The organism is Paenibacillus sp. FSL R5-0473, from assembly GCF_038004565.1.
GTDB classification, from domain to species: Bacteria; Bacillota; Bacilli; order Paenibacillales; family Paenibacillaceae; genus Paenibacillus; species Paenibacillus amylolyticus.
On sequence record NZ_JBBORL010000001.1, the window covers coordinates 1,588,444 to 1,600,887 of the forward strand.

At 47.4% G+C, this 12,444-nt stretch carries 10 protein-coding genes and 1 other annotated feature; of the genes, 8 read left to right on the forward strand and 2 right to left on the reverse strand.

Annotated elements, in window-relative coordinates:
• Window positions 1-91: 91 nt before the first annotated feature.
• The gene (locus MKY28_RS06960; protein ID WP_340935410.1) at window positions 92-4,762 is read left to right on the forward strand and encodes a BclA C-terminal domain-containing protein; all 4,671 of its coding nucleotides are present in this window, start codon (window positions 92-94) and stop codon (window positions 4,760-4,762) included.
• A 212-nt stretch (window positions 4,763-4,974) separates the two neighbouring features.
• Here the strand turns inward: MKY28_RS06960 and serA are convergent, their stop codons facing one another.
• Entirely contained in the window at window positions 4,975-6,570 is a 1,596-nt protein-coding gene (gene serA, locus MKY28_RS06965; RefSeq protein ID WP_047843574.1) for a phosphoglycerate dehydrogenase, read from the reverse strand.
• A gap of 199 nt (window positions 6,571-6,769) precedes the next feature.
• Window positions 6,770-7,000, reverse strand: a binding site (T-box leader).
• Between the two features lie 335 nt (window positions 7,001-7,335).
• Between serA and MKY28_RS06970 the strand changes: the two genes are divergently transcribed.
• Genes MKY28_RS06970 through MKY28_RS06980 form a run of 3 tightly spaced genes read left to right on the forward strand, consistent with a single transcriptional unit; the run spans window position 7,336 to window position 9,193 of the window.
• Window positions 7,336-7,929: a CPBP family intramembrane glutamic endopeptidase gene (locus tag MKY28_RS06970; RefSeq protein ID WP_340935412.1), complete on the forward strand. Its 594-nt coding sequence runs from the start codon at window positions 7,336-7,338 to the stop codon at window positions 7,927-7,929.
• Entirely contained in the window at window positions 7,926-8,378 is a 453-nt protein-coding gene (locus MKY28_RS06975) for a hypothetical protein (RefSeq protein ID WP_017687671.1), read from the forward strand. The genes MKY28_RS06970 and MKY28_RS06975 overlap by 4 nt, the downstream gene beginning before the upstream one ends.
• A gap of 53 nt (window positions 8,379-8,431) precedes the next feature.
• Entirely contained in the window at window positions 8,432-9,193 is a 762-nt protein-coding gene (locus tag MKY28_RS06980; protein ID WP_340935413.1) for a metallophosphoesterase, read from the forward strand.
• 56 nt (window positions 9,194-9,249) lie between these two features.
• On the opposite strand, the gene MKY28_RS06985 is transcribed toward MKY28_RS06980, so the two are convergent.
• Window positions 9,250-10,146, reverse strand: a complete 897-nt coding sequence (locus tag MKY28_RS06985; protein WP_340935414.1) for a polysaccharide deacetylase family protein — start codon at window positions 10,144-10,146, stop codon at window positions 9,250-9,252.
• Between the two features lie 94 nt (window positions 10,147-10,240).
• Here MKY28_RS06985 and MKY28_RS06990 point away from each other — a divergent pair, with 94 nt between their 5' ends.
• From MKY28_RS06990 to MKY28_RS07005, 4 genes are all read left to right on the forward strand, one after another.
• A complete protein-coding gene (locus MKY28_RS06990; protein ID WP_036607724.1) occupies window positions 10,241-10,594 on the forward strand; it encodes a hypothetical protein in 354 nt (117 codons plus the stop codon).
• A gap of 187 nt (window positions 10,595-10,781) precedes the next feature.
• Window positions 10,782-11,396 (forward strand): genetic competence negative regulator, encoded by a 615-nt coding sequence (locus MKY28_RS06995; RefSeq protein ID WP_017687675.1) that lies wholly within the window; start codon window positions 10,782-10,784, stop codon window positions 11,394-11,396.
• 43 nt (window positions 11,397-11,439) lie between these two features.
• A complete protein-coding gene (prsW, locus tag MKY28_RS07000; protein ID WP_017687676.1) occupies window positions 11,440-12,135 on the forward strand; it encodes a glutamic-type intramembrane protease PrsW in 696 nt (231 codons plus the stop codon).
• 114 nt (window positions 12,136-12,249) lie between these two features.
• Complete coding sequence (locus MKY28_RS07005) at window positions 12,250-12,420, forward strand: hypothetical protein (RefSeq protein WP_164783335.1); 171 nt, start codon at window positions 12,250-12,252, stop codon at window positions 12,418-12,420.
• Window positions 12,421-12,444: the final 24 nt, after the last annotated feature.

A 12,444-nucleotide genomic window follows, 5' to 3' on the forward strand; every position in this document is an offset into this window, starting at 1 on the left:
TTTTTGACTAAAAAGAGTGTCCAAGATAATTTTCCTTCCTATGTGACATAAGCTTGAAAAGCAAGCAAGATAGAGGAGGATTGAGTTAAGCATGTCCGATGATCGAAAAAGGGTCAATATTAAAGCTTTCCTGGAAGGCAGATCTTTTAGAGCAGGCTCTCCGTTTATTCCAATAACCACAAGCGAACTGGAGCAGTTTGAATCCATACTGCGTTCTTTGGCTGTGGCTATTCCTGCTGCAATTAGTCAGCCGACTTCAGCCAATATACTGTCATTACAGAATGGATTACGCCAGTTACTTACTTTTGTAAATCAATCCGGATTTCGTGCCGGAGTAAAGGCTGAATTACAAGCCGTATTGGAATTAACGATTGCAGGTTCAGAGGTTGTCCCTGTTCCTCTTATTAATCTCGCAGGTAACTTGCAAAACTTACTGGATGACTTGTTAAGTGTGACGCTGCTTCTGGAAGTACCTCCTGCAGAAAAAGATAAACTTGTGGGATTAATTCGATCGATCTCCATATCGCTAAGCCGTGCGACGACAACTCTTGGAACTGGAGGGATTACCGGACCAGCCGGCCCACAGGGAGTGCCAGGAGTCCCGGGGGTACCAGGTGTCCCAGGAGTCCCTGGGGTGAAAGGGGCTACTGGCACACCGGGAGGACTTGGACCAGTAGGACCGGTTGGCCCAGTTGGTCCACAGGGAGCACAGGGTCCGGCAGGAGCACCAGGTGTGGGTTTGAACAATATTACTGCATTTGATCCTGCACTGGGACCAACTTATGCTCAAGGCCAAGTAGTAAGCTACGAGGGTAGTCTTTATGTTGCCAATGTAAATGGTCCTTTGGGTACACCCGGAAGTTCTCCAGACTACACTCTTTTGCTGTCGGGAGGAACGACTGGAGTAACGGGAGCAACCGGAGCTGGTTTGACAGGAGCCGTGGCATTTAATCCAGCGCTCGCCCCGGGTTATCCAGCAGGTCAAGTCATTACGTATAACGGTAGTACTTACATTACGAGTGTAGCTGGTCCTCTAGGAACACCAGGATCTTCATCGGATTACACATTAATCGCTGCTGCGGGGGCGACTGGTGCAACTGGAGCCACAGGTGCAGGATTAAGTGGCATCGTGCCATTCGATCCCGCATTAGCACCAACATATCCAGCTGGACAGATCGTCACGTTTGGTGGCAGTACTTATATTACAAATGTCGCTTCGCCAACGGGTACGCCAGGAAGTTCTCCAGATTATACGCTGTTAGCAGGATCAGGAGTTACAGGTGTGACCGGAGCTACGGGCATCGGTCTCAATGGTGCGGTTCCGTTTGACCCTGCAGTAGCTCCAACATACCCAGCCGGCCAGGTCGTTACCTTTAATGGCAGCACGTATATAACGACTGTGGCTTCTCCTATGGGTACGCCAGGTACTTCGCCAGACTATACATTGCTTTCAGGTGCAGGACCTACAGGAGCCACAGGTGCATCAGGTGTAACGGGAGCAACAGGCGTAGGTTTAAGTGGTATCGTGCCATTCGATCCAGCGGTAGCCCCGACGTATCCAGCCGGTCAAGTCGTAACGTTTAACGGCAGTACGTATATTGCAAATGTGGCATCACCGACCGGAACGCCGGGGACTTCACCGGATTACACATTGCTTGCGGGCGCAGGAGCAACGGGAGTTACAGGAGCAACCGGCATTGGTGGAACGGGAAGTACCGGAGCTACAGGAGCATCGGGCGTAACAGGAGCGACTGGTGTGACCGGTGCAACTGGAGTTGGAGTAACAGGAAGTACCGGAGTCACAGGGGCATCAGGAGTAACGGGAGCGACTGGTGTGACGGGTGCAACTGGAGTTGGAGTAACAGGAAGTACCGGAGTCACAGGGGCATCAGGAGTAACGGGAGCGACAGGCGTAGGTTTAAGTGGTATCGTACCATTTGATCCAGCCGTAGCCCCGACGTATCCAGCCGGCCAGGTTGTAACGTTTAACGGTAGTACGTATATTGCGAATGTGGCATCACCAACGGGAACGCCGGGGACTTCACCAGATTACACGTTGCTTGCGGGCGCAGGAGCAACGGGTGTGACAGGAGCAACTGGAGTTGGAGTAACAGGAAGTACCGGAGTAACAGGAGCATCGGGCGTAACAGGAGCGACTGGTGTGACGGGTGCAACTGGAGTTGGAGTAACGGGAAGTACCGGAGTGACAGGGGCATCAGGGGTCACGGGAGCGACAGGTGTAGGTTTAAGTGGCATTGTACCATTCAATCCAGCCGTAGCCCCGACGTATCCTACAGGTCAAGTCGTAACGTTTAACGGTAGTACGTATATTGCAAATGTGGCATCGCCAACCGGAACGCCGGGGACTTCACCGGATTACACATTGCTTGCGGGCGCAGGAGCGACAGGTGTGACCGGTGCAACTGGTGTTGGAGTAACAGGAAGTACCGGAGCATCCGGCGTAACAGGAGCGACAGGCGTAGGTTTAAGTGGTATCGTGCCATTCGATCCAGCTGTAGCCCCGACATATCCAGCGGGTCAAGTTGTAACGTTCAATGGGAGTACGTATATTGCAAATGTAGCATCACCAACCGGAACGCCGGGGACTTCACCAGATTACACGTTGATCGCTGGAGCAGGAGCGACAGGTGTGACCGGTGCAACTGGAGTTGGAGTGACAGGAAGTACTGGTGAAACAGGAGCGACTGGTGTTACAGGGTTAACCGGGACGACTGGAATTACAGGAGCCACGGGACTAAGCGTAACGGGATCAACAGGAGTAACTGGAGGAACCGGGACAACTGGTGAAACAGGAGCGACTGGTGTTGCAGGGTTGACTGGGGCGACGGGAATTACAGGAGCCACAGGAATAAGTGTAACAGGTACTACTGGAGCTACAGGGGAAACAGGAGCAACAGGCATAACGGGATTGACTGGCGCAACGGGAGTAAGCGTAACAGGTGTGACCGGTGCAACTGGAGTTGGAGTGACCGGAAGTACTGGTGAAACAGGAGGGACTGGTGTTACAGGGTTAACCGGGACGACTGGAATTACAGGAGCCACGGGACTAAGCGTAACGGGTTCAACAGGAGTAACTGGAGGAACCGGGACAACTGGTGAAACAGGAGCGACCGGTGTTGCAGGGTTGACTGGGGCGACGGGGATAACAGGAGCCACAGGAGTAAGTGTAACAGGTAGTACTGGTGCTACAGGGGAAACAGGAGCAACAGGCGTAACGGGATTGACTGGCGCAACGGGAGTAAGCGTAACAGGTGTGACCGGTGCAACTGGAGTTGGAGTAACGGGAAGTACTGGTGAAACAGGAGCGACTGGTCTTACAGGGTTGACCGGGGCGACGGGAATTACAGGAGCCACGGGACTAAGCGTAACAGGATCAACAGGAGTAACTGGAGGAACCGGGGCAACTGGTGAAACAGGAGGGACTGGTGTTGCAGGGTTGACTGGGGCGACGGGGATCACAGGAGCCACAGGAGTAAGTGTAACAGGTAGTACTGGTGCTACAGGGGAAACAGGATCAACAGGCGTAACGGGATTGACTGGCGCAACGGGAGTAAGCGTAACAGGTGTGACAGGAGCAACGGGAGTCGGCATAACCGGAAGTACCGGAGCAACTGGTGTCACGGGGGAGACCGGAGTCACAGGTATAACCGGTGCAACGGGAGTCGGCGTAACGGGAAGTACCGGAGCAACTGGTGTTACGGGGGAAACCGGAGCTACAGGTATAACGGGAGCCACGGGAATCAGCGTAACGGGGAGCACCGGGGCAACTGGTGTTACGGGGGAAACCGGAGCCACAGGTATAACAGGAGCAACTGGAGCCGGCGTAACGGGAAGTACCGGGGCAACGGGTGTGACGGGGGAAACCGGAGCGACAGGTATAACGGGAGCCACGGGAATCGGCGTAACGGGGAGCACCGGGGCAACTGGTGCGACGGGGGAAACAGGAGCCACAGGTATAACAGGAGCAACGGGAGTCGGCGTAACGGGAAGTACTGGAGTAACTGGTGTCACTGGTGAAACCGGAGCGACAGGTATAACAGGAGCAACGGGAGTCGGCGTAACGGGAAGTACCGGGGCAACTGGTGCGACTGGAGGAACAGGAGCCACAGGTATAACAGGAGCAACGGGAGTTGGCGTAACGGGAAGTACTGGAGTAACTGGTGTCACTGGTGAAACCGGAGCCACAGGTATAACCGGGGCAACCGGAGTCGGCATAACGGGAAGTACCGGAGCAACAGGCGCCACTGGGGGAACAGGAGCCACAGGTATAACGGGAGCAACGGGAGTCGGCGTAACCGGAAGTACAGGAGTTACTGGAGCAACAGGTGCAACCGGAACATCTGTAACATCTAACTCGGCTTTTGCTGAGAACACTAATGGTACGATTGTTGTAATATTGGGTGGTACACTCGTTCCATTACCGAATAATCAAAATATTGGCACAGGTATAACCGTCAATGGGACAAATGACACCTTCACACTGACCAACGCAGGTCGCTACTATATCTCATACAAAATAAATCTGACAGCTGCACTTGCTATCCAATCTCGGGTTTTACTTAACGGCGCAGCAATTCCAGCGAGTGTAGTATCTCCAGTACTTTCTCTCAGTCAGCTGCAGTCTGACTTTATGGTTACCGTTACCGCTGGTTCAACAATACAGTTACAATTATTCGGGCTTGTTGGCGCAGCCGTTCTGTCTCCTCCGGGGTCTACACTAAACATTATTCAGTTAAGTTAATAGTTCGATTTCGTATTAGAATATTTCCATTGACCAAAAGAAGCGGAGTTCATATGGGGGTGATGGGCACCCCTTTTCCAATTCCAAAAATATTTTGTTTGCAAGCTTCATCACCGATATTTCAGCGGGTACAGTCATACAATTCCTTACGACAAAAAAGACGGGAACCACTAGGGTCCCGTCTTTCCTTTTACATTTAGAAATATATTTGATTATTCCAGAACAATTTCAACAGCAGTATTGATTTCAGGCAGCGCAGCAAGCTGCACAAGCACATCTTTTGGAACAGCTTTATCTACGGTCAGAATCATGATCGCTGCACCACCAATAATTTTACGTCCAACCTGCATGGATGCGATGTTGACATCGTTTTGTCCAAGCAGGGTTCCTACACGTCCGATAATACCTGGTTTATCGTTGTGGGAGATCAAAATTTGATGACTTTCCGGAGCGATATCTACCGGGAATTTGTCCAGACGAACAATACGTTCTCCATAACCTGCAAGCAATGTACCTGCTACACGACGTTCCTCAGCATCCTGAGTTGTAACCAATGTTACGGTAATCAGGTTAGTAAATCCTTTAGTTGTTGAGGTTTGGCTTACAACCACATTCAGATCACGGATTTTGGCCAGATGCATGGAGTTGACGATGTTGGCTTCCCCACCCAAATGTCTGGCGAGAATCCCTTTCACAATGTAACGTGTGAGAGGAGAAGTATCTACTTCAGAAAGTTCACCAGCATAGTCGATCCGAATCTCCTGCACTGCATTTTGTGTAATCTGTGCTGCAAAACTACCCAACGTTTCACCCAGTTTGAAATACGGCTGCAATTTGTTCATCACGGTTGGTGCAACAGCCGGCATGTTAACTGCGTTTTTAAACGGTTCGTTACGCAAAATGTGAAGCACCTGTTCCGACACATCGATAGCCACGTTCTCTTGTGCTTCTACTGTGGACGCACCAAGGTGAGGCGTAACGATAATGCTTGGGTGATTCAGGAACGGGTGATCAGCGGCTGGCGGCTCGCTTTCGAATACGTCAAATGCTGCACCAGCAACAATACCTTGATCTATGGCTTCGACAAGTGCCATCTCGTCAACTACACCACCACGAGCACAGTTAATGATACGCATGCCTTTTTTCATCACTTCGAATTGTGGACGTGAGATCATATGCCGTGTTTCCGGTGTTAATGGTGTGTGAACGGTCATGAAGTCCGCATTGCGAATGATATCATCTACACTAGCCAGCTTCACTTGCAGCTTCTCGGCACGCTCCTCCGTGAGGAACGGGTCGTAAGCAAGAATGTCCATTCCGAATGCTTTGGCGCGCTTGGCAACTTCACTACCGATCCGTCCCATACCCAGTACACCGAGCGTTTTATTTCTTAATTCCACACCCAGGAAGGTTTTACGATCCCACGTACCCTGAATAGTCTTGGCATATGCCTGAGGAATGTGTCGTGCCAATGCCATCATCATGGCAAACGTGTGCTCACAGGTTGTGATGGTATTGCCATCAGGTGCATTAATAACGATGATACCGCGCTGTGTAGCAGCTTCCAGATCAATGTTATCTACACCAACACCTGCACGTCCGATCACCTTAAGGTTGGTACCAGCCGTCATAATACGATCTGTAACACGAGTCTGGCTGCGAACCAAGAGGGCATCATAATCACCAATAATGGCAACAAGTTCATCTTCACTAAGACCGGTTTTCTTCTCAACAACAACATCATTTGCATCCACCAGTTGCTGGATCCCCAGATCACTGATTGGGTCCGACACTAACACTTTGTACATGGTTTCTTCCTCCTTAGGTATGTGTATCTATATCGTCAAGGTCTGACCTCAGCGAAGAGGTATTCCTTAAAACCAGGTTGATTCTTCCGCCCAACAACGCGGTGTCGCAACAGAGGGGGAAGGTGAAGCAAATAGAGTGATCCCACAGATATCCTTTAAAATAAATCAAAAAACTCTCAATCCACATACTGCTTGCGCAATAAGGGACGAGAGTTGTCGTGGTACCACCCTAATTCACCGCCGTTTCGCAACGACAGTCTTAGCGGTCAATGAAGACCGAAGAGGATAACGGGTCTAAACCGATTGCACCTACTCCAATTTCAATGCAATAACTCAGGAGCGCTCAAGACCATTTGCCTGCCACCGATTCACACCTACCATCGGCTCTCTGTAAGACGAAGCAACGTCTTTTTTCCATCATCGTGTTTAACGTGACTAATTTTTTCATAATGTATCATGGCTGACATGAGCATGTCAATAGGCTTAAATGTTTTAAAATGTTTTGCAGATGTCTTTAGATTCACACATAAACAGAGTCACCATAAGTAATACAATAGTTAATATACCTACCACAAGAAGATGGAAAGTAAGCTGTTTGGTGAACTGAATTTTACTGCTTTAATGAAGTAATGGCACGGACATCTAACCAGGACTTGGGGCAGGTCTTGAACCTAATTGGTTTTTTGGCTATCATTTAGTATACTATCCGATTGGACAACGTAATTGTTATCCATCAAATTTAACTCAAGAGGACAGACGCATCCGATGAAAAAATTCAAGTTTCCCAAGTTCAAGATTCAGAAGGCTGAGCCACAGCAGCTTACCGAGCGTTTGCTTTTAATCAATCTATACTTTACACAAGGTCTGACACTGATTATCGGAGTTGTGTGGATCTTATTGCAGAAACGAAACTTGTTAGATGTACTCGCATGGCCTGACAATTACCATTTTATATGGTGGGGTCTGGGTCTTGCAGGAATAATGCTTGTTATGGACTTGGTACTGTCGTATGTTATACCTCAGGAAAGCATGGATGACGGTGGAATTAACGAGATGTTGTTCCGTGGGCGTCCGATCTGGCACATTGTATGTATAGCAGCCATTGTTGCTGTGTGTGAGGAATTATTATTCCGTGGAGCCATCCAACATGCCATCGGTCCTTACTGGACAAGTATTTTATTTGCAGTTATCCATATTCGTTATTTGCGCCACTGGATTCCAACAGGTTGGGTGTTTGTCTCAAGTTATGGATTGGGTTGGATTTACTTGCAGTCCGGCACATTATGGGCGCCTATATTATGTCACTTTATTATTGATTTGGTGTCCGGATTAGCGATACGTTTTCGGAGGGGATCATGAATCAGCCATTAAGTAGAATGAAGACATATGGCAGTCAGCGCCATCGTCAATCGGATAAAAAAGAGAAATCCGAGCGTCAGGTGGCTTCTCAAGTAAGCATCGTTGCTGAAACGGCAGCAGCTGCTGAGGTTGGCGGAATCACACCAATTACTTCCGTTTCTTTACCTAGATCACAGCGCAAGCCTTATACAGAAAAACTGGAAAGTCCAGTACTTCCTCAAAGGGCACCATCACGCTCCAAAAAAACGCCAAATTCAACGGAAGAATCGATCCCCGAAGCGGGTTCGCTTCCTACACGGACAGAATTACATCCTTCACGTCGGTTAAAATTGAGCAAGAGGTTTGTGAATTCACTCATTTTTATTTTTGTCATGTTAACGATTAGTCTGGTTTGGTGGGGGGTTGAAGGGGCACCCGCTCTGAATACGTTCCTTCCCTTGCCGTGGTAATGCTTTTACTCGCAGGTTTAATCATTTTGATGGGAGTTTTACTACTTTTTCATATGTGGCGTGAAGCCCATATTCATCAAATGATTGAAGAAGAGGTTGAAGTGCCTCATCTGCCAATATCCTTTGACGGGGCCATGATTTTGTATGTATCCGACACGCACAAGCGCAAGCTGAAGCAGAAGGATCTGGCAAACGTTAAAAACAAGGTGGACTGGGTTCTCATCGGTGGGGATGTTGCGGAAAAAGGAATCTCATGGTCTTTAGTTAGACATAACATGAAAATTTTATCGAACATTGCTCCTTCATTTACGGTGTATGGCAACCATGACAAGAGGGCTGGTACCGCTCAACTTGCGCGAATCCTTCGGGAATCGGACGTTAGGCTCCTGCAGGATAATGTAGAATATCTGCAAAGGGGCAACGACAGATTGAGCCTGATCGGCATAGACTATCGTTCCAAACAGGGCGATGTATTACTACAGCAGATCGGTAACCGTTTTTGCAAAATTGCTATCGTTCATGATCCTTTGCAGGCCCTTCGCTTGGAAGAAAATGCAGATCTTATTTTAAGTGGTCATACACATGGCGGACAATTGGTTTTGCCATTTTTCGGACCTGTGTTCCTGAGCAAAGCGTATCGTCCGGTATCGAACGGGTGGTACTCCCTGAAGCGAAGTCCGGAGGACATTCACCAAGAAGGCAAAATGCTTGTTAGCAGAGGATACGGTACAAATCATCTTCCTCTCCGACTAGGTTGTCCTGCGGAGATGCATATCATCACGTTAAGAGTGCCTGCGGAAAAAGCATTAAAATAAAACAGCCTTGATCCAATGGATCAGGGCTGTTTTATTTTAATGCGCAAAATTACAATTTAACGAGCTTCCAATTCAATTGCACGCGGATCAACAAAGGAATAACCTTTCTTTTCGAGCTTGGTCAGCAACTCATCCAATGCTTCAACCGTCCATGGCAACTCATGCATCAAAATATTGCTTCCGGGATTTAACTGGTCCAGTACATTTTGAATGACTTTTTCCGGTTTGTCTTTGGTGCTTTTATCCCAATCGAGCGAACCATTAGACCAAGTCATATATAACATGCCATTTTTCTTCACAGCAGCCTTCAGTGCATCATTTCCCGACCCAAAAGGTGGACGGAAGAATTGCGGTTCCTCACCAATGGTTTCCTTCACTATTTTTTGGACATCTGTAACCTGTTTTGCCGCCTCAGCGTTGGACATTTTTTTGAGATCCTCATGATCCCAGGCATGATTGCCTACAATCTGACCCCGTTCATGTATGAGTTTGAGCAATTCCGGATGGCTTTTCACCCGATATCCATTGACGAAAAATATCGCTTTAGCGTTATGTTTATCTAAAGTGTCGATCAGTGAAGTAATCATTTTTTCTTCTTTGGGTCCATCATCAAAAGTTAACAAGACCACTTTGCTTGGGCTCACTTCATCGTTTGGTTTAATATAATAATTTTCATTCATATGATACGTCTTTTCCACTTTCTCTTCTGTAGAAACCTTCTCCGAAGATTCAGGTTCTTCTTCTGTCACAGTTGAATCTTCCGTTGAAGACTCGGGCACACCAGTTCCGGGTTCTCCTGTTTCAGTTGGGTTAGAGTTACCTTGCTCTTCTTGAACCGTGGTAGTTGATTCGCCCGCTGGTGTGGAATTATCAGATGTTTTTTCTTCCGCTGTCCCACAAGCTGACAACAGCAAATTTGCAGCAATGATCAATGCGGCGGTATGTCTAAACATGATTTCAACTCGCTTTCCTGTAATTATACGGAATGAGATCGCTCACTACCGCAAACACTAAATATGATTTTAACACTTGAAGGAGGTTGGTGTAATGAAGGCTTCATCCTTTTTTTGGGGCATTGTCATTGGTGTTGCAGCCAGTTCATGGCTGTCCAAAGGCAAATTGCCCATGATGTCATCGGGTTCATCAAGAAATATGATGGATCAGGCAAAACATAAGATGATGGAAATGACTTTCCCGGGTATGGACGGGTTCACAAGCAAGCAAAATCAACATGGTGAATCCCACAAAAATCCGGCAGCAAAGACCGCAAGAGCAATCACACCGCAGGAAAAAGAAGCGAATATGAGCATGCTCAAAGATTTTATTCGCACCAATCCCGATGTGAAGCATGAAGTTGAGCAAATTTTAAGCCAAACAAACACAACAGTACCGGGTTTATAAACCAAAACCTCCAATTAGAATCATCCACAGTCTTGATTTGCTGTGGAATGATTCTTTTTTTGTCGATTTTACTTCGTGCATTTAGAGGTATAAAATGATAACATAACTACATAGATTTATTTTCAGCACATATTGTTTTGTGCTTCATAATCTGTTATAAGACTTGCTTATAAAGGGGAGATCCTGTATGAAAATAGAACGACTAAGTCACGATAAGATACGGATTTTCCTGACCTTTGACGATCTGAGCGAGCGCGGAATACAAAAAGAAGATATGTGGCAGGAAATACCTAAGGTTCATGAACTGTTCACTGAAATGATGGATCAGGCCTATTCCGAACTTGGATTTGATGCCACAGGTCCACTCGCTGTCGAAGTATTCGCACTTCCCGCTCAAGGGATGGTTGTCATTGTCACACGTGGAAAATATGATCCGCAACAATATGGTTTAGGTCATGAAGATGATCTTCCTGAAGAAGTATATGAAATGGAAGTTACACTCGAGCAAAGCGATTCCATTGTTTATGCATTCAAGGACTTTGAAGTGCTCATTGAAGCTGCACATATGTTGCGTCAGCATGTTACGGATGCTGGGAGACTTTATTCCTATAAAGACAAGTGGTTCTTGCATTTGGAGCCAGATGAGGTAGATTCCACCAAACATGCGGCATTGATTGCCTTGCTTGCTGAATTTGGCGAAGGCTCCTCAGTTACTCCAGCAGTCATGGAAGAGTATGGTAAGGTTGTTATTCCTGCACAAGCGATTGATGTTATCTGCACCCACTTCAAACGCCAGGATTAATCTCTAGTTGTAATCGCGTCTTTAGTCAGAGGAGGGAATTTCGGTGCTTTTGTTTTCGGTCTTAGCGGCAGCAGTTGCTCCGGGTCTCGCCTTGTTAACATACTTTTACCTGAAAGACCGTTATGATTATGAGCCACTTCATATGGTATTGCGGGTTTTCCTCATGGGGATTCTGATGGTACTGCCTGTGATGATTATTCAGCGTGGCATGATGATGTGGCTCGGGGATAATCCTTATCTTGAGGCCATTATGATCTCAGGTGGTGTGGAGGAATTCGTTAAATGGTTCGTACTTTATCATATCATCTATAATCACACCGAATTTGATGAGCCGTATGACGGGATCTTATATGCAGTCGCTGTTTCACTTGGATTTGCCACTGTTGAGAATGTGTTGTATGCCTTTGCGGGGAATGCATCCGTCTCAGCCATGTTCCTTCGGGCACTGCTCCCTGTTTCAGGGCATGCTATGTTCGCGGTAATCATGGGTTATTATATGGGTAAAGCCAAGTTTATCGGTGGTAAGAAAAAGCGGTGGTATCTGGTTCTTTCTCTGGTGTTACCTTTTTTCTGGCATGCATTGTACGATGTCATCATGAACACCATGGTGAATCATTGGTTGTGGTTTATAGCGCCGCTAATGGCGGGCCTGTGGTATGGGGCAATGGGTAAAATCACACGAGCTAATAACCGTTCTCCTTTTCGTTTTGTGAAGCGGGAGGAAGAGGTTAAATTATAAAAATACGGACACACTGGTGGACATAAAGCGCATATTGCGCCTATGACTCCGGTGTGTTTTTATTTTTACAGATAAACTCCCGGGGAATGACCGACAGAAACGGAGATCGTTGTGATGAGAATTAAAATTAAAATCAGATGCAAACAATGCGGTGAACGATTTACATTACGAGGCAAGAAAGATCGGGGCCGGATTGAGACGGGATTCAAGCAGTGCCTATGTGATAACAGAGACCAGTTCGAAATTGAAGAAGAGGGCATGGCAACTGGGATTCAGCTGAATTAAAAGGAGGACCCAAACGCTACTTTA